Source organism: Micromonospora sp. NBC_00898 (genome assembly GCF_045207895.1).
Taxonomy (GTDB): Bacteria; Actinomycetota; Actinomycetes; order Mycobacteriales; family Micromonosporaceae; genus Micromonospora.
In genome coordinates this window covers 5642344-5659575 of sequence record NZ_CP108775.1, presented here as the reverse complement: position 1 = coordinate 5659575, position 17232 = coordinate 5642344, and the positions used below count along the sequence as shown (strand labels likewise).

Annotated in this window: 15 protein-coding genes; 10 read left to right on the top strand and 5 right to left on the bottom strand. The window is 71.6% G+C overall.

Annotated features, from left to right (window positions below; genetic code table 11):
- The first annotated feature begins 2 nt into the window (after positions 1-2).
- Positions 3-4367 (top strand): HAMP domain-containing protein, encoded by a 4365-nt coding sequence (locus tag OG799_RS27450; RefSeq protein WP_406038945.1) that lies wholly within the window; start codon positions 3-5, stop codon positions 4365-4367.
- Positions 4364-4921 (top strand): two-component system response regulator, encoded by a 558-nt coding sequence (locus OG799_RS27445; RefSeq protein ID WP_406038943.1) that lies wholly within the window; start codon positions 4364-4366, stop codon positions 4919-4921. The genes OG799_RS27450 and OG799_RS27445 overlap by 4 nt, the downstream gene beginning before the upstream one ends.
- 71 nt (positions 4922-4992) lie before the next feature.
- Here OG799_RS27445 and OG799_RS27440 read toward each other — a convergent pair whose 3' ends face one another.
- Positions 4993-5502 (bottom strand): GbsR/MarR family transcriptional regulator, encoded by a 510-nt coding sequence (locus OG799_RS27440; protein WP_406038941.1) that lies wholly within the window; start codon positions 5500-5502, stop codon positions 4993-4995.
- A 96-nt stretch (positions 5503-5598) separates the two neighbouring features.
- Here OG799_RS27440 and OG799_RS27435 point away from each other — a divergent pair, with 96 nt between their 5' ends.
- Complete coding sequence (locus tag OG799_RS27435) at positions 5599-6507, top strand: ATP-binding cassette domain-containing protein (RefSeq protein ID WP_406038939.1); 909 nt, start codon at positions 5599-5601, stop codon at positions 6505-6507.
- Entirely contained in the window at positions 6504-8096 is a 1593-nt protein-coding gene (locus OG799_RS27430; protein ID WP_406038937.1) for an ABC transporter permease, read from the top strand. The genes OG799_RS27435 and OG799_RS27430 overlap by 4 nt, the downstream gene beginning before the upstream one ends.
- A 131-nt stretch (positions 8097-8227) precedes the next feature.
- Here the strand turns inward: OG799_RS27430 and OG799_RS27425 are convergent, their stop codons facing one another.
- Positions 8228-8560 carry an STAS domain-containing protein gene (locus tag OG799_RS27425; protein WP_406038935.1) on the bottom strand — a complete coding sequence of 111 codons (333 nt, stop codon included), beginning with the start codon at positions 8558-8560 and terminating at the stop codon, positions 8228-8230.
- Between the two features lie 194 nt (positions 8561-8754).
- On the opposite strand from OG799_RS27425, the gene hemL reads away from it, so the two are divergent.
- From hemL to ccsB, 6 genes are read left to right on the top strand one after another with little or no spacing between them, the layout of a single operon-like run.
- Positions 8755-10092, top strand: a complete 1338-nt coding sequence (gene hemL, locus OG799_RS27420; RefSeq protein ID WP_406038933.1) for a glutamate-1-semialdehyde 2,1-aminomutase — start codon at positions 8755-8757, stop codon at positions 10090-10092.
- Positions 10093-10097: 5 nt separating this feature from the next.
- Positions 10098-10745: a histidine phosphatase family protein gene (locus tag OG799_RS27415; protein ID WP_406038931.1), complete on the top strand. Its 648-nt coding sequence runs from the start codon at positions 10098-10100 to the stop codon at positions 10743-10745.
- A complete protein-coding gene (locus tag OG799_RS27410) occupies positions 10745-11317 on the top strand; it encodes a TlpA family protein disulfide reductase (RefSeq protein WP_406038929.1) in 573 nt (190 codons plus the stop codon). The genes OG799_RS27415 and OG799_RS27410 overlap by 1 nt, the downstream gene beginning before the upstream one ends.
- Positions 11317-12165 carry a cytochrome c biogenesis CcdA family protein gene (locus tag OG799_RS27405; RefSeq protein ID WP_406038927.1) on the top strand — a complete coding sequence of 283 codons (849 nt, stop codon included), beginning with the start codon at positions 11317-11319 and terminating at the stop codon, positions 12163-12165. Before OG799_RS27410 ends, OG799_RS27405 begins: the two co-directional genes overlap by 1 nt.
- Positions 12165-13784: a cytochrome c biogenesis protein ResB gene (locus OG799_RS27400; RefSeq protein ID WP_406038925.1), complete on the top strand. Its 1620-nt coding sequence runs from the start codon at positions 12165-12167 to the stop codon at positions 13782-13784. The genes OG799_RS27405 and OG799_RS27400 overlap by 1 nt, the downstream gene beginning before the upstream one ends.
- A complete protein-coding gene (ccsB, locus tag OG799_RS27395) occupies positions 13784-14764 on the top strand; it encodes a c-type cytochrome biogenesis protein CcsB (protein ID WP_406038923.1) in 981 nt (326 codons plus the stop codon). The genes OG799_RS27400 and ccsB overlap by 1 nt, the downstream gene beginning before the upstream one ends.
- A gap of 34 nt (positions 14765-14798) precedes the next feature.
- Here the strand turns inward: ccsB and OG799_RS27390 are convergent, their stop codons facing one another.
- The 3 genes from OG799_RS27390 to OG799_RS27380 are packed head-to-tail and all read right to left on the bottom strand — an operon-like array spanning position 14799 to position 17163.
- Positions 14799-15356: a hypothetical protein gene (locus tag OG799_RS27390; protein WP_406038921.1), complete on the bottom strand. Its 558-nt coding sequence runs from the start codon at positions 15354-15356 to the stop codon at positions 14799-14801.
- Positions 15353-16195, bottom strand: a complete 843-nt coding sequence (locus OG799_RS27385) for an ABC transporter permease subunit (RefSeq protein WP_406038919.1) — start codon at positions 16193-16195, stop codon at positions 15353-15355. The genes OG799_RS27390 and OG799_RS27385 overlap by 4 nt, the downstream gene beginning before the upstream one ends.
- The gene (locus OG799_RS27380) at positions 16192-17163 is read right to left on the bottom strand and encodes an ABC transporter ATP-binding protein (RefSeq protein ID WP_406038917.1); all 972 of its coding nucleotides are present in this window, start codon (positions 17161-17163) and stop codon (positions 16192-16194) included. Before OG799_RS27380 ends, OG799_RS27385 begins: the two co-directional genes overlap by 4 nt.
- Positions 17164-17232: the final 69 nt, after the last annotated feature.

The window sequence follows — 17232 nt, the reverse complement described above, 5'->3', positions numbered from 1 at the left end:
TGATGACCACGGCGAAACAGTCGATTGCCGCGGACCCGTCCGCTCCCGATCACGAGGTGCTGCTGGGCGAGCTGGTGGAGGCGCTGCGGCGGGTCCGCGGCGGCGACCTGCGCGTACGGCTGCCCCGGCGGGCCGGCCTGGGCGGCGAGGTGGCCGACGCCTTCAACGACGTGGTGTCGCTCCAGGAGCGGCAGCACCTCGACCTACGCCGGATCAGCCGGATCGTCGGGCGGGACGGCCGGCTCACCGAACGCCTCGACGACGAGGGCCTGGACGGCTCGTGGGCGGAGGGCCAGCGGGCGGTCAACTCGCTGATCGACGACCTGGGCCGCCCCACCACGGAGATCGCCCGGGTGATCGTGGCGGTGGCCGACGGCGACCTGTCCCAGCACATGGCGTTGGAGATCGACGGTCGTCCGCTGCGCGGCGAGTACCTGCGCATCGGCCGCACGGTGAACACCATGGTCGACCAGCTCTCGTCCTTCTCGAACGAGGTGACCCGGGTGGCCCGTGAGGTGGGCACCGAGGGCAAGCTCGGCGGCCAGGCGGACGTCCGCGGGGTCGCCGGCACCTGGAAGGACCTCACCGACTCGGTGAACACCATGGCGTCGAACCTGACCGGCCAGGTGCGGTCGATCTCCCAGGTGGCGACGGCGGTGGCGAAGGGCGACCTGTCGCAGAAGATCACCGTGGGCGCTCGCGGTGAGGTCGCCGAGCTGGCCGACACGATGAACTCGCTGACGGACACCCTGCGGCTCTTCGCCGAGCAGGTCACCCGGGTGGCCCGCGAGGTGGGCACGGAGGGCAATCTGGGCGGCCAGGCGGAGGTGCCGAACGTCGCCGGCACCTGGAAGGACCTGACCGACAGCGTCAACTCGATGGCGTCGAACCTGACCAGTCAGGTGCGCAACATCGCCCAGGTCTCCACGGCGGTCGCCCGGGGTGACCTGTCGCAGAAGATCACGGTGGCCGCGCAGGGCGAGATCCTGGAGCTGAAGGACACCGTCAACACGATGGTGGATCAGCTGTCGTCGTTCGCGGACGAGGTGACCCGGGTGGCCCGTGAGGTGGGCATCGAGGGCAAGCTGGGCGGTCAGGCCCAGGTGCGGGGCGTCTCCGGCACCTGGCGCGACCTCACGGAGAACGTCAACCAGCTCGCCGGCAACCTGACCAGCCAGGTCCGCAACATCTCCCAGGTCTCCACCGCGGTGGCGAAGGGCGACCTGAGCCAGAAGATCACCGTGGACGCGCAGGGCGAGATCCTGGAGCTGAAGAACACCGTCAACACCATGGTCGATCAGCTCTCGTCGTTCGCGGACGAGGTGACCCGGGTGGCCCGCGAGGTGGGCACCGAGGGCAAGCTGGGTGGCCAGGCGCAGGTCAAGGGCGTGAGCGGTACGTGGCGGGACCTGACCGACAACGTGAACTCGATGGCGTCGAACCTGACCAGCCAGGTGCGCAACATCGCCTCGGTCACCACCGCGGTGGCGAAGGGCGACCTGTCGCAGAAGATCACCGTCGACGCCCGGGGCGAGATCCTGGAGCTGAAGTCGACGGTGAACACGATGGTGGATCAGCTGTCGTCGTTCGCGGACGAGGTGACCCGGGTGGCCCGTGAGGTGGGCACCGAGGGCAAGCTGGGTGGCCAGGCGCAGGTACGCGGGGTCGCCGGCACGTGGCGCGACCTGACCGACAACGTGAACTCGATGGCGTCGAACCTGACCGCCCAGGTGCGCAACATCGCGCAGGTCTCGACTGCGGTGGCGAAGGGCGACCTGTCGCAGAAGATCACCGTCGATGCCCAGGGTGAGATCCTGGAGCTGAAGTCGACGGTGAACACAATGGTGGATCAGCTGTCGTCGTTCGCGGACGAGGTGACCCGGGTGGCCCGCGAGGTGGGCACCGAGGGCAAGCTGGGTGGCCAGGCGGAGGTCAAGGGCGTGAGCGGTACGTGGCGGGACCTGACCGACAACGTGAACTCGATGGCGTCGAACCTGACCAGCCAGGTGCGCAACATCGCCTCGGTCACCACCGCGGTGGCGAAGGGCGACCTGTCGCAGAAGATCACCGTCGACGCCCAGGGCGAGATCCTGGAGCTGAAGTCGACGGTGAACACGATGGTGGATCAGCTGTCGTCGTTCGCCGACGAGGTGACCCGGGTGGCCCGCGAGGTCGGCATCGAGGGCAAGCTCGGCGGCCAGGCGCAGGTGAAGGGCGTCTCGGGCACCTGGCGGGACCTGACGGAGAACGTCAACCAGCTCGCCTCGACGCTGACCACCCAGCTCCGGGCGATCGCCCAGGTCTCCACCTCGGTGACCCGGGGCGACCTGACCCAGCGGATCGCGGTCAAGGCGCAGGGCGAGGTCGCCGAGCTGAAGGACAACATCAACCAGATGATCGTCACCCTCCGGGAGACGACCAAGAAGAACGCCGAGCAGGGCTGGCTGGACTCCAACCTGGCCCGGATCGGCGGCCTGCTCCAGGGTCAGCGGGACCTCGGCGAGGTCTGCCGCATGATCATGATGGAGGTGACCCCGCTGGTCGACGCGCAGCTCGGCGCGTTCTTCCTGACGGACAGCTCCGACGGCAGCATGCGGCTGCGGCTGACCGCCTCGTACGGCTACGTGGCGCGGGGACACGACGTGACCTTCGGTCCGGGGGAGGGGCTGGTCGGGCAGGCCGCCCTGTCCCGCCGGACGATCCGGGTCAACGCCCAGCCCGACGGGCGGCTCGTGCTCCGCTCGGGGCTGGCCGAGACGCCACCGGCCGACCTGGTGGTGCTGCCGGTGCTCTTCGAGGGCGAGTTGCTCGGCGTGATCGAATTTGCCGGGGTGACCACCTTCTCCGAGCTGCACCTGTCGTTCCTGGAGCGGCTGGTGCTCACCATCGGCCTGGCGGTGAACACCATCCAGGCGAACCGGCGTACGGAGGAGCTGCTGGCTCAGTCGCAGCGGCTGGCGCACGAGTTGCAGGAGCAGTCGGCCGAGTTGCAGCGCACCAACGCCGAGCTGGAGGACAAGGCCCAGCTGCTCTCCGAGCAGAAGGGCAACATCGAGACGAAGAACCGGGAGATCGAGCTGGCCCGGCTGGGCCTGGAGGAGAAGGCGCAGCAGCTCACCCGGGCGTCGGCGTACAAGTCGGAGTTCCTGGCGAACATGAGTCACGAGCTGCGTACTCCGCTGAACTCGCTGCTGCTGTTGTCCCGGCTGCTGGCGGAGAACTCGGAGCAGAACCTGACCCGCAAGCAGATCGAGTTCGCCCGGACGATCCACAGCGCCGGTTCGGATCTGCTCTCGCTGATCGACGACATCCTCGACCTGTCCAAGATCGAGGCGGGCCGGATGGACGTCGAGCCGACCGAGGTCCGGTTCTCCGAGATCCGCGGCTACGTCGAGCAGGCGTTCGCCCCGCAGGCCGAGGAGAAGGGCCTGGACTTCCAGGTACGGGTGGCGAAGGACCTGCCGCCGTCGCTGGTCACCGACGCGCAGCGGTTGCAGCAGATCCTGCGCAACCTGCTCGCCAACGCGGTCAAGTTCACCGGCAACGGCGCGGTGACGCTGCGGATCGCCCCGGCCCCGGAGAACGCGGTCTTCGGCGTGCCGGCGCTGACCAACGCTCGGCAGGTCATCGCGTTCACCGTGATCGACACCGGCATCGGCATCTCGGACGACAAGCTGTCGCTGATCTTCGAGGCGTTCCAGCAGGCCGACGGCACCACCAGCCGGCGGTACGGCGGGACCGGGCTGGGCCTGTCGATCAGTCGCGACCTGGCCCGGCTGATCGGCGGGACGATCACCGTGTCGTCGGCGCCCGGGCAGGGCTCGACCTTCACTCTCTTCGTACCGGATGTGCTGGCGCCGGACGCGGTGGTGGCGCCGGCGCCGCCGTCGCCGACCCGCGCGGGCCTGCCGTCGTCGCTGCTCATGCCGATGGAGCTGCCCCAGCCGCCGGAGACCCCGGTGACCCGGCGACTGGAGGGGGCGACCGTGCTGATCGTCGACGACGACGTCCGCAACGTCTTCGCCCTGACCTCCGCGTTGGAGTTGCACGGGATGACCGTGTTGTACTCGGACAACGGGGCGGACGGGGTCCGCCTGCTGGCCGAGCATCCGGAGGTGGACATCGTGTTGATGGACGCGATGATGCCGGACCAGGACGGGTACGAGACGACCCGGCAGATCCGGCGTAACCACCGCTTTGCGGACCTGCCGATCGTATTCCTGACCGCGAAGGCGATGCCGGGCGACCGCGAGTCGGCGCTGGCGGCCGGTGGCAGCGACTACATCACCAAGCCGGTCGACCTGGACGAGCTGATCGAGTTGATGGCGTCGTGGATCACTGGCGGCCGAGGCGAGGAGAATTCGTGACACAGATGGCCAAGGCGCTGCTGGTGGACGACCGGCGGGAGAACCTGATGGCCCTGGAGGCGATCCTCCAGGGGCTGCCGGTGCAGTCGGTCGCCGTGGAGAGCGGCGAGGCGGCGCTCAAGCAGCTGCTGGTGGACGACTTCGCGGTGATCCTGCTGGACGCCCAGATGCCGGACATGGACGGCTTCGAGACGGCCAGCCACATCAAGCGGCGGGAGCGGACCCGGCACGTGCCGATCATCTTCCTGACCGCGGCGGACAAGGACGCCCAGCTCGCGCTGCGCGGCTACGCGGTGGGCGCGGTGGACTACCTGACCAAGCCGTTCGACCCGTGGGTGCTGCGGGCGAAGGTGTCGGTCTTCGTCGAGCTGTGGGTGAAGACCCGGCAGCTCGCCGCCCAGTCCGACGTGGTGCGGGAGCGGGACGCCCAGTGGCGGGTGCTCACCGAGGCGGTGGACGAGGCGACCGGCCTGCTGCGCGGCGACGACGGCCCGGAGTCCCGGGACCGCGCGGTGGACCTCCTCGAGCAGGCCCGCTGGGGCAACACCCCCTGACGGCCTGGCCTTTGGCCGCACCGCCGTGGTCCGGCTCCGGGCGGCGGTGCCGGGTCCGTAGTGCGCGAGGGTCAGGCGGAGGCGCGATCGCCGTGGCCGGTCGCGGCCCGCCGCGCCCGCCACCGCTCGCTGAGCGAGTTCATCTCCTCCTCGAGGAAGAGGAAATAGTCCCGCATCTCAGTGATCCGCTCCCCGGCCGGGCTCGACGGCCCGTTCAGTGCCGCGACACCCGCGTTGGCGACGTCGATGAAGGTCTTATAGATGTGCGCCTTGACGATGCTCGCCTCGTACCAGGGGTTGTCCGGGGTGCGGTAGCGGTCGCGGCGGGAAGCCTTGAGCGGTTCGCGGATCAGCATGCCGAACTGGGTGAGGTAGCGGACCGCGCCGGAGACGGCCGCCGCGCTGACCCCGAGCCGCTCGCCGATCTCGGCGGCGGTCAGCGGGTCGTCGGCACTCATCACGGTAAAGAGCACCCGGCCGGCCATCCGGGGAAAGCCGACGTCCGCGAAGGCCATCGCCATCCGCTCGACGAAGAGGTGAACCTCCTCTTCGTTCGGGACCGGGCGGTGGTCGTCAGGCATCGGCGATGGCTCCTTCCGTGAAAAAGTCGTGAAGTTGATGGTGCCTCAGGTCTCACAGTCTTCACAAGTTTGTGAACTAAGCGTAGCTTCCAAATCATGGAAACTCCGATTGAGGTGTCCGGCCTGGTGAAGACCTTCGGCCGGACCCGGGCGCTCGACGGACTCGACCTCACCGTCCGCAGCGGCGAGGTGCACGGCTTCCTGGGCCCCAACGGCTCCGGCAAGTCGACCACCATCCGGGTGCTGCTCGGCCTGCTCCGGGCGGACGCGGGGGCCGTCCGGCTGCTCGGCGGCGACCCCTGGCGGGACGCCGTCGCCCTGCACCGCCGGCTGGCGTACGTCCCCGGCGACGTCACCCTCTGGCCCAACCTCTCCGGTGGCGAGGTGATCGACCTGCTCGGCCGGATGCGCGGCGGCCTCGACCCGAAGCGCCGGGCGGAACTGCTGGAGTCATTCGAGTTGGACCCGCGCAAGAAGGGACGGACCTACTCCAAGGGCAACCGGCAGAAGGTGGGGCTGGTCGCCGCGCTCGCCTCCGACGTCGAGCTGCTGATCCTCGACGAGCCGACCTCCGGGCTGGACCCGCTGATGGAGGAGGTCTTCCAGCACTGGGTGCGCCGGGCGAAGCAGGAGGGCCGCACCGTGCTGCTCTCCAGCCACATCCTCGCCGAGGTGGAGGCGCTTTGCGACCGGGTGACGATCATCCGCAGCGGCCGCGCGGTGGAGAGCGGCACCCTGGCCGAGCTGCGCCACCTGCACCGCACCTCGATCGAGGCGGAGATTGCCGGCCCGCTGGACGGGCTGGCCAACCTGTCCGGGGTGCACGACCTGCGGGTGGACGGCAACCGGGTGCGCTTCGACGTGGACACCACGGCGCTGGACGCGGCGCTGCGCCGGCTCACCGAGATCGGCGTACGCAGCCTCGTCAGCAAGCCGCCCACGCTGGAGGAGCTGTTCCTGCGGCACTACGAGTCCACCGGCGAGCCCGCCGAGGCGACCCGATGAGCACCCTCACCGGCACCCGCCACCTGGTCCGGCTGATCCTGCGTCGGGACCGCGTCATCCTGCCGCTCTGGGTGCTGGTGTTGTCCGTGCTGCCGATGACGTACGCGACCAGCTTCTTCGAGCTCTTCCCGACGGCCGCCGAGCGGGCCGCGTACGCCGCCGGCACCGCCCGCAACCCGTCGATCATCGCGCTGCTCGGCCCGGTGTACGGCGACAGCGTCGGCGCGCTGACCGCCCAGCGCGGCGGTTTCCTCACGGTGATCATCGGGCTGGTCAGCCTGCTCACCGTCATCCGGCACACCCGCACCGAGGAGGAGGCCGGGCGCCGGGAACTGCTCGGCGGCAGTGTGCTCGGCCGGTACGCCGGCCTCACCGCCGCGCTGCTGGTGACGTACGCGGCGGACCTGCTGCTCGGCCTGCTCACGGCCGCCGGGCTCGGCTCCACCGGCCTGCCGGCGGGCGGGTCCCTGGCGTACGGGCTCTCCGCGGCACTGGTCGGTGTCGTCTTCGCCACGCTGGGCGGGCTCACCGCCCAGCTCACCGAGAGCGCCGGTGGTGCCCGGGGGATCGCGATCGGCGTGGTCGGGCTGGCCTTCGCGCTCCGGCTCGCCGGGGACGCCGCGGAGCGGGACTGGCTGAGCTGGCTCTCCCCGCTGGGCTGGGCCCCGCGCATCCGGGCGTACGAAGGCGACCGCTGGTGGGTGCTGCTGCTGCCGGTCGCGCTGAGCGTGCTGCTCGCCGCGGTGGCGTACCCGCTGTCGGTGCGGCGAGACCTCGGCGCCGGGCTGCTCCCGGCCCGGCTCGGGCCGGCCACCGCCGGACGTGCCCTCTCCGGATCGTTCGGGCTGGCCTGGCGGCTGCACCGGGGTCAGCTGCTCGGCTGGTCGGTCGGCTTCGGCCTGCTCGGGCTGATCCTGGGCGGGGCGGCGGAGGCCGCCGGCAGGTCGGTCGAGGGCAACCCCCAGCTGGAACAGATCATGGCCCGGCTGGGCGGCGCCTCCGGGCTGGCCGAGGCGTACCTCGGCGCGACGTTGAGCCTGGCCGGGCTGGCCGCGGCCGGCTACGGGATCCAGGCGGCATTGCGGATGCGGGCGGAGGAGACCGCCGAGCGGGCCGAGCCGCTGCTGGCCACCGGCGTGCACCGGTCCGGCTGGCTCCTGTCGCACCTGGTGTTCGCACTGCTAGGGCCGGTGGTGGTGCTCGCCGTGACCGGGTTCGCCACGGGGCTGACCTACGGGATCAGCGTCCACGACGTGCCCCGTGAGCTGCCCCGGATGGTCGGCGCCGGCCTGGCGCAGGCGCCGGCGGCGTGGGTGCTGGCCGGCCTCGCGGTGCTGCTCTACGGGCTGCTGCCCCGGCTCGCTCCGGTGGCCTGGGCGGTGCTCGCGGTCTGCGTGCTGCTCGGCCAGCTCGGCGCAGTGCTGAAGCTGAGCCAGTGGCTGCTGGACGTCTCCCCGTTCACCCACACCCCGCAGGTGCTGCGCGACCACTGGAGCGCCACCCCGCTGCTGTTCCTGGCAGCCCTGGCGCTGCTGATGGCGCTCGCCGGCCTGACCGCCTTCCGCCGCCGCGACGTCCCCATCACCTGACCCCCAGGCCGCCCGCCCGCGCTGACCCCGCCCGCTCGTGTTGATCATGAAGCTGTCGCCCTCCGCCTCGGCGTGTCGCGGCCATAACTTCATGATCACCCGGGGCGGGGCGGGGCGTACCGGGGCGGGGGTTAGGGGGCGGTTTCGTTGCGGATCATCAGGGCGGAGCGGAGGCCGGTGATGTCCAGGACGCGGAGGAGGAAGTCGCCGACGTTGCTCAGGACCAGCAGGCTCTGGGCGCGGCTGGCTTTGCGGCTGAGCACCACCAGGGTGCCGAGGCCCTGCGAGTCGCAGAAGGTGACCCCGCCCAGGTCGAGCACGATGCGGGGTGGTGGGTCGACCAGCACCTCATTGACGACGGTCGACAGCTGGGCGGCCGTGAGCATGTCGATCTCACCGGCCAGGCGAAGCGTAGCTTCATCGCCGGTCCGGTGCACCGTGATGGACAGTTCGGCACGATCCACCCGGTCACCCTATCGCGATCTCGACCACCCGGCCCGTCGAGCGGGGCCCCGGCGGTCCGTCCGCCCGGGCCCCGGCCGCGCCTGCCGCGGCTGATCTCCGTTCCGCCCGGCGACCCGCACGGCGGGTGAGCCCGGTAACCCCGGTGCGGGGTGGCTGCCGATTCGCCGGCCGGCGCTGACACAATGGCGGCATCGTGACCGATACCCTTTCCGCCGGATCCGGCCGCTACCCGGCCGACGCGCCGGCCTCCGAGGCCCTGTTCGACCGCGCCAAGGCCATCGTGCCCGGCGGGGTGAACTCCCCCGTGCGCGCGTTCCGTGCCGTCGGCGGCACCCCGCGCTTCATGGTCCGGGGGGAGGGTCCCTGGATGTACGACGCGGACGGGCGGCGCTACGTCGACCTGGTCTGCTCCTGGGGGCCGTTGATCCTCGGCCACGCCCACCCCGAGGTGGTCGAGGCCGTCCGGGAGGCGGCCACGCTCGGCACCAGCTTCGGCACCCCGACGCCCGGTGAGGTGGAGCTGGCCGCCGAGATCGTCGACCGCACCCCGGTCGAGCAGGTCCGGCTGGTCAACTCGGGCACCGAGGCGACCATGTCGGCGATCCGGCTGGCCCGCGGCTTCACCGGGCGCGCCAAGATCATCAAGTTCTCGGGCTGCTACCACGGGCACTCCGACGCCCTGCTCGCCGCCGCCGGCTCCGGCGTCGCGACCCTCGGCCTGCCCGACTCGCCCGGCGTGACCGGCGCGGCGGCCGGCGACACCATCGTGCTGCCGTACAACGACATCACCGCGGTCGAGGAGGCCTTCGCCGCCGAGGGGCCGCACATCGCGGCGATCATCACCGAGGCGGCCGCCGGCAACATGGGCGTGGTCGCCCCCCGCGACGGCTTCAACCAGCAGCTCGCGGCGATCGCCCACGCGTACGGCGCGCTGCTCATCGTCGACGAGGTGATGACCGGGTTCCGGGTCTCCCGCACCGGCTGGCACGGCCTCGACCCGTCCGACGCCGACCTGTGGACGTACGGGAAGGTCATGGGCGGTGGCCTGCCCGCCGCGGCCTTCGGCGGGCGCACCGAGATCATGGCGCGCCTCGCCCCGGCCGGCCCGGTCTACCAGGCCGGCACCCTCTCCGGTAACCCGCTCGCCTGCGCCGCCGGCCTGGCCACGCTGCGGCTCGCCGACGACGCGCTCTACCGGAAGCTCGACGAGACGGCCGCCGTCGTGGGCAAGCTCGCCGCCGACGCGCTGGCCGCCGCCGGGGTCCCGCACCGCCTGTCGTACGCGGGCAGCATGTTCTCGATCTTCTTCACCGACGCCGACGTGGTCGACTACGACAGCGCGCGCACCCAGCAGGTCCGCGCGTTCAAGGCGTTCTTCCACGCGATGCTCGCCGCCGGCGTCTACCTGCCGCCGAGCGCGTTCGAGTCGTGGTTCGTGTCGGCGGCACTGGACGACGCCGCCCTGGAGCAGATCTCCGCCGCCCTGCCGGGTGCGGCGACGGCGGCGGCAGCGGCGGGTCACGGGGGGTAGGGAACGTGAGCGAGACGGTGGTCCACGTGCTGCGGCACGGCGAGGTCTACAACCCGGAGGGCGTCCTCTACGGCCGGCTGCCCGGTTTCCGCCTCTCCGAGCTGGGCGTCCAGATGGCCAAGGCCGCCGCGCAGGGGCTCGCCGAGCGGCACGTGGTGCACGTGGTGGCCAGCCCGCTGGAGCGTGCCCAGCAGACCGCCGAGCCGATCGCGGCGCAGTTCGGCCTCCCGGTCGGGGTGGACGAGCGGCTGATCGAGAGCGCCAACTGGTTCGAGGGCAAGAAGGTCTCGCCGGGCGACGGCTCGTTCCGCGACCCGCGCAACTGGTGGGTGCTGCGCGACCCGGTCACCCCGTCCTGGGGCGAGGCGTACCAGGCCATCGCCGAGCGGATGTTCGCCGCGCTGCACGCCGCCCGGGTCGCCGCCGAGGGGCGCGAGGCCGTGCTGGTCTCCCACCAGCTCCCGATCTGGACGCTGCGCCGGTACGTCGAGCGCAAGCGGCTCTGGCACGACCCGCGCCGCCGGCAGTGCGGGCTGGCCAGCCTCACCTCGTTCCACTTCGACGGCGCCAAGGTCGTCGGCATCGGCTACTCCGAGCCGGCGGCCCACCTGATCGCGATCTCGCCGACCGCCCGGACGGCCAAGGGGGCCTGATGCGCACCCGCAGGCCCATCGCCGCGCTGCTCGCCGCCGTCGCAGCCGCGACGGCGCTGGTCGGCTGCTCCGCCGGCAGCGAGGAGAGCAGGTGCGCAGACAAGGCCGGCATCATCGACTGCGCCCCGGACCGGCGCTCGGCGGCCCCGAAGATCACCGGTGAGCTGCTGACCGGCGGCAACTACGACGTCTCGCAGGCGCGCGGCCAGGTCGTGGTGCTCAACTTCTGGGGCTCCTGGTGCGCGCCCTGCCGGGCCGAGGCCGACGACCTGGAGGCCACGTACCAGGCCACCAAGGCCTCCGGGGTGACCTTCCTCGGCATCAACGTGCAGGACAGCAAGGACAAGGCGGTCGCGTTCGAGGAGGGCCGGGTCAGCTACCCGAGCCTGTTCGACCCGGCCAGCCGTCTCGCGCTGGCCCTGGACATCCCGCCGAACACCATCCCGGCCACCGTGGTCCTGGACCGGGACGGTCGGATCGCCACGGTGATCCGGGCCGCCGTCACCCAGGACGGCCTGCGACCGATCGTCGAGCGGATCGCCGCCGAGCAAGCGGCCTCCGGATCCCGCTGATGGGCGAGACGTTCCGCGAGGTCGCCCAGTCCGGCCCGCTGCTGCTGGCGATCGGCGCGGCGGCGCTCGCCGGCCTGGTCAGCTTCCTCAGCCCGTGCGTCCTGCCGCTGATGCCGGGCTACCTGTCGTACGTCACCGGCCTGGCCGGCGCCGACCTCGAGGGCCGGGCGCGCACCGAACCGGCGCCGGTCGGCGGGGACGCTCCGACCGGCGGCGGGGTCGCCATGGCGACCAGCGGGGTGGCCGTCGCGGCCCGGCCGGCGGCCGCGGTCAAGGGGCGGGTGCTCGCCGGGACGCTGCTCTTCATCGCCGGCTTCACCGCCGTCTTCACCGCCACCGCGATCCTCTTCTCCAGCGTCGGCAAGGTCTTCTTCGAGCACGAGCGCGCTCTGGAGATCGTCATCGGCGGGCTGGTCGTGGTGCTCGGGCTCGGCTACCTCGGCCTGGTGCCGGGGATGCAGCGCGAGTTCCGGATCCACCGGCTGCCCGCCGCCGGGCTGCTCGGCGCGCCGGTCCTCGGCGCGGTCTTCGCGCTGAGCTGGATGCCGTGCACCGGCCCCACGCTCGGCGCGGTGCTCGGCATGGCCGCCGTCGAGGGCAAGAGTGACCGAGCGGTGCTGCTGGCCGTGGCGTACTGCCTCGGGCTGGGGGTACCGTTCGTCGTCTTCGGGCTGGGCTTCCACCGCCTGCTCGGGGTCTTCCGCGCCGTCCGGCGCAACAGCCGCTGGGTCACCCGGATCGGCGGCGCCCTGCTGATCCTGATCGGCCTGGCGCTGGTCACCGGCGGCTGGCAGAACTTCGTGATCTGGCTGCAGACGCACGTCGGCGTGGGCGAGGTGAGCATCTGATGACGACCGTGGACGACCGGCCGGCGACGCCGCCCGCCGAGGCGCCCCGGCGGCGGGTCAACCCCCTGTTCGCCCTGCTGCGCAACTCGTGGCGGCAGCTGACCAGCATGCGTACCGCGCTGATCCTGCTCTTCCTGCTCGCGGTCGCCGCCATCCCCGGCTCGGTGCTGCCCCAGCGCGGGGTCAACCCGGAGAAGGTCAACCAGTACTTCGTCGACCACCCCGACCTGGCCCCGCAGCTCGACCGGATCGGCGCCTTCGCGGTCTTCGGCTCGATCTGGTTCTCCGCGATCTACCTGCTGCTCTTCACCTCGCTGGTCGGCTGCGTCCTGCCCCGGATGCGGGACCACCTGCGGGCGCTGCGCTCCCGGCCGCCGGCCGCCCCGAAGCGGCTGGACCGGCTGCCCCAGCACGCGGTGCTGGACTCGCCGGCCGCCGCCGACGCGCAGGCCGTCGCCGCCGTGCTGCGCCGCCGCCGCTGGCGGGTCGAGGTCCGCGGCAACGAGGTCTCCGCCGAGAAGGGCTACCTCAAGGAGACCGGCAACCTGCTCTTCCACACCTCGCTGGTCGCCGTGCTGCTCGGCGTCGCGCTCGGCTCCTGGTACGGCTGGCACGGCAACCGGCTGCTGGTGGCCGGCGCGGAGAACGCATTCTGCAACACCCGCCAGCAGTACAGCGAGGCCTCGCTCGGCCCGCGCGTGGACAGCGCCGACCTGCCGCCGTTCTGCCTCACCCTGGACGACTTCCACGCGAGGTTCCTGTCGTCCGGCCAGCCGGCCAGCTTCCGGGCCACCGTGACCGTCGACGAGCCGGACGGGGTCAAGCGGACCGCCGACTTCTCGGTGAACTCGCCGCTGCGGCTCGGCTCCGCCAACGTCTACCTGCTCGGTCACGGGTACGCCCCGATCCTCAAGTACACCGACAAGTACGGCCGCAGCCAGACCAGCACCGTGCCGTTCCTCGCCACCGGCGACGTCGGCCTGACCGGCGCGGGCGTGGCCGCCTTCCCGGACGCCAACGTCGACCCGAAGACCGGCAAGCGGGCCGCCGACCAGCAGGTCGCCTTCGACGGGCTCTACCTGCCGACCGCCCCGGACACCGCGCCGTTCGTCTCATCGAAGTTTCCCGAGGAGCGGAACCCGGCGGTGGTGCTGGTCGCGTACCGGGGCAACCTCGGGCTGGACGCCGGCATCCCCGGGTCGGTCTACAAGCTCGACCAGCGGCAGGTCGACAACGGCAAGCTCAAGCAGGTCGGCGACAAGAAGCTCGGCGTCGGCGAGAAGTGGACCCTGGACGACGGCAGCACGCTGGAATTCGTCGGCACGAAGCCGTACGTCACCCTCTCCGTCCGGTACGCCCCGGCGCAGACGCTGATGCTCGGTGCCTGCGTGGTGCTGCTCGCCGGGCTGATGGGTTCGCTCTTCGGCCGGCGGCGACGGGTCTGGTTCCGCGTGACGCCCCCCGACGATGGATCTCCGACGAGCGGTAGTAGCTTGGTGGAGGCCGGTGGGCTGCCGCGCACCGAACATCCAGGGTTCGCCGACGAGTTCGCCCAGTTGGTCACCGCGGTCAGCGCCGACGAGCGGGGCGACGAGCGGGCGCGAGAAGGAGTCGAGTGATGTCCGCACTCTCCGACCAGCTGGTGACCTTCGCGATCTTGGCGTACCTGGTCGCGATGATCAGCCACGCCGTCGAGTACGCGCTCGGCAACGCCCGGGCGGTGCCGGCGACGGCGGCCGCCCCGGCCCGGGAGCTGGTCGGCGCGGGTGTCGGCGGCGCCGGCGGGACCGTCGACGCCCCCGTCGCTCCGGTCGAGACCCGGCCCGGCCGGTCGGCGCAGCGGGCCCGCCTGGCTGGTCGGATCGCCGCGTGGCTCACCGCGCTGGCCGCCGCGCTGCACCTGGCTGGGCTGGTGACGCGGGGCGTCGCCGCGGGGCGGATGCCCTGGGGCAACATGTACGAGTTCGTGCTGACGGTCACCTTCATCGGCGCCACCGCCTGGCTGGTGGTGCTCTGGAAGCGCCCCTCGCTGCGCCAGCTCGGACTCTTCCTGACCCTGGTCATGGTGCTGCTGCTGGCCTTCGCCGAACTGAAGCTCAAGGTCGCGGTCGAGCCGCTGATGCCGGCGCTCCAGTCGTACTGGTTCCTCATCCATGTGTCGACGATCGTCTTCGCCTCCGGCATCTTCCTGCTGGGCGTGGTGCCGGCGGCGGCGTACCTGATGCGGGCCGGCTGGGAGCAGGGGCGGCGCAGCTTTCCGTACACCCTGGCCCGCCGGCTGCCCGCGGCGGCCGGGCTGGAGCGGATGACCTTCGCGCTGCACGCCTTCGCGTTCCCGATCTTCACCTTCGCGGTGATCGCCGGCGCGATCTGGGCCGAGGCGGCCTGGGGCCGGGCCTGGGGCTGGGACCCGAAGGAGACCTGGGCATTCATCTCCTGGGTGGTCTACGCCGGCTACCTGCACGCCCGGGCCACCCCGAGCATCAAGCGGAACGTGGCCACCTGGATCGCCATCCTGGGCTTCCTGACCATGCTGATGAACCTGTTCGGGGTGAACTTCTTCTTCACCGGCCTGCACTCGTACGCCGGCGTCAGCTGACCACCGTTTCGTGGCCGTCCGGGCAGGGCTCCCGTCAGCCCGTACGCCGGAGGCGGTACCGGGCGGCCGCGGCCACCAGGCCGAGCACGACCGGAACGACGAGGGCGACCGGCAGGGAGCCCGCTGCGGTCAGGGCCCGCTTTCCGGCCACCGTCACGTGCACCGGCTGGCTCACCACCAGCGGGCCGGTGCCGGCTGTCGAGGCGCCGTTGGGCATGACCACGACGTAGATGTCGAAACTGCCGGTGTTGACGGCCTGGAACTGCCAGGACAGCGACCTGTTACCACCCGCCGCCACCGGTGCCACCTCCCGGGTCACATCGGCCGACCAGTCCTCGAGGTCGACGTAGACGCCGTCCAGGCTCGCGACGTTGAGGTGCGCCACCAGCCGGTCGGTCGGCGCGCCGCCCGAGTTGATCACGAGAGACTGAACCGTCAACCTCTCGCCCACGACGGTGCTGAGCCGGTTCTGGTCCAACGCGATCTCGACGGCGCCGGGCAATGGCGGCGGAGCAGCCGCCGCCGAAGCGGCCACGCAAAGGGGAGCCGTCAGCGCCAGCAGCAGCCCGGCGGCCGCGAACCATGTCTTCATTCTCCGCTCACCCCTCCGTGCAGGCGGACGATCCGGGTGCCGGCGGCAACCAGAACGCCTCCGGCCAGGACAGCTGTGAAAAGCGGGGACAGCAGGTAAGACAGATCTCGCGTCCAGGTGTGCCCGGTGACGAGCACCGCCGTCAGGTAGTGCAGCGCCGCGTCGACCGGATTGAGCCGGACGAGAAGATCCCCGAACCAGCCCTTCGGCGCGCCGCCCGGCAACTGGGTCGGTGCGAAGAGCGCCAACAGCACGAACAGGCTCACCGCGAGGCTGACCTTGTTGGAGCTCGAAACGGTGCTGATCAGCAGACCGAGCGCGGCGAGCGCGACCGCCAGCAGTGTGCCGACGAGCAGGCCCAGCAGCAGCGCCAGCCCCACGACGGACACCCCGCGACCGAGCACCCACAGGTACGGCACGCTCACGACGAAGGTCGCGAGCCAGAGCGACAGCGCTGCGGCCATCTTCCCGATGACGATGGCACGGCGGGAGACGGGGGTGAGCAGCAGGCTCTCCAGCGTTCCCCGCTCCCGCTCCCCGCTGATCGCGTCGGCGGCCACGACGAGCGTGACGAGGACGCCGACCGCCACCGCAACCTGCAGGGTGAGGTTCACGGCCTCCCGCTGCTCGAGGAAGTTGAGCACCTGATTGGTTCCGGCAAGGTAGGTCATCACGCTCAGGACGAGGCTGAATGCGAAGACCAGGGCGGGCCCGCGCCCGCTCAACCACAGATCGCGGCACTCCTGTTCGGCGACGACCCGCCAACCCGGGCCATCGCCGCGGACCGCGTCCGCGCTGGTTTCGGCGTTCCGGACGCGCCCACTGAGACCCGCGGTCATCGCACAGCCTCCCCGGTCATCGCGAGGAACGCGTCGCTGAGCCGGGCCCCTTCCACCTCGAAGGAGAGGACCGGCACGTCGGCGCTCAGCACCGCCCGGAGGGGCCCGTTCATGCCCGTGTCCGTGCCACCCTGTTCCGCGCGGGGCCTTCCGTGCAGGGAGATCCTGAGGATGTCGGGACGTTCGTCGGCGGGCTCCACCGCCAGGCCGGCGACGCTCGTGAGCGCTTCCCGGGCCCGGCCGACCAGCTCGACCGGCACGCGCAACTGCGCGTACTGCTGCGCGGCGACCGCACGCGTGACGTCGCCGACGGTGCCGGAGGTGAGGACGCGTCCCTTGTGGAGGATCAGCACGCTCGTGCACACCTCCTCGACCTCGGGAAGGGTGTGGGTGCTGAGGATGACGGTAGCTCCTCTGCGCACCGCGATGTCCCGGACGATCGCCAGCACCTGGCGCTGCCCGGCGGGGTCGAGCCCGAGCGTCGGTTCGTCGAGAAAGACGACAGCGGGATCGTTGACCAGAGCCCGTGCGATGCCCAGGCGCTGCCGCATGCCCCGGCTGTACGTCGAGATCCGCGACGAGGCACGCTCGTCCAGGCCCACGTCCGCCAACAGCCGCTCGGCGACCCGCGCGGCGTCCGGGCGGGACAGGCCGAACAGCCGCCCGTGATAGCGCAGGTACTCCGTCCCGGTCTGGTGTCCGGGATAACCGGTGCTCTCGGGCAGCACACCGACCCGCCGCCGAATCTCGCTCGGCCGGGTGCACGGCACACCAGCCACCGAGAACTCCCCGCTCGTCGGGGCGAGCACCGTGGTGAGCAGCCGGATGGTCGTCGTCTTGCCCGCCCCGTTCGGGCCGAGCAGTCCCACTACCTCGCCTTGTCGTGCCGCGAAGCTCAACCCCTCGATGGCGGTACGGTCACCGAACCGCTTGGTGAGCCGCACAGCCTCGATCTGCACGTTGGCCATCGGCCTCCCCCTCTTCCCGCTGGACGCGAGGTGACGACGTACCACCCCGCGGTCCGTCCGACCAGGACG

Coding starts and splice junctions, on each gene's coding strand:
- OG799_RS27405 (WP_406038927.1), top strand. CDS start 11,317: ATGGGCGAGACGTTCCGCGAGGTCGCCCAGTCCGGCCCGCTGCTGCTG.
- OG799_RS27385 (WP_406038919.1), bottom strand. CDS start 16,195: ATGACCGCGGGTCTCAGTGGGCGCGTCCGGAACGCCGAAACCAGCGCG.
- OG799_RS27430 (WP_406038937.1), top strand. CDS start 6,504: ATGAGCACCCTCACCGGCACCCGCCACCTGGTCCGGCTGATCCTGCGT.
- ccsB (WP_406038923.1), top strand. CDS start 13,784: ATGTCCGCACTCTCCGACCAGCTGGTGACCTTCGCGATCTTGGCGTAC.
- OG799_RS27450 (WP_406038945.1), top strand. CDS start 3: ATGACCACGGCGAAACAGTCGATTGCCGCGGACCCGTCCGCTCCCGAT.
- OG799_RS27440 (WP_406038941.1), bottom strand. CDS start 5,502: ATGCCTGACGACCACCGCCCGGTCCCGAACGAAGAGGAGGTTCACCTC.
- OG799_RS27410 (WP_406038929.1), top strand. CDS start 10,745: ATGCGCACCCGCAGGCCCATCGCCGCGCTGCTCGCCGCCGTCGCAGCC.
- OG799_RS27380 (WP_406038917.1), bottom strand. CDS start 17,163: ATGGCCAACGTGCAGATCGAGGCTGTGCGGCTCACCAAGCGGTTCGGT.
- OG799_RS27435 (WP_406038939.1), top strand. CDS start 5,599: ATGGAAACTCCGATTGAGGTGTCCGGCCTGGTGAAGACCTTCGGCCGG.
- OG799_RS27400 (WP_406038925.1), top strand. CDS start 12,165: ATGACGACCGTGGACGACCGGCCGGCGACGCCGCCCGCCGAGGCGCCC.
- OG799_RS27390 (WP_406038921.1), bottom strand. CDS start 15,356: ATGAAGACATGGTTCGCGGCCGCCGGGCTGCTGCTGGCGCTGACGGCT.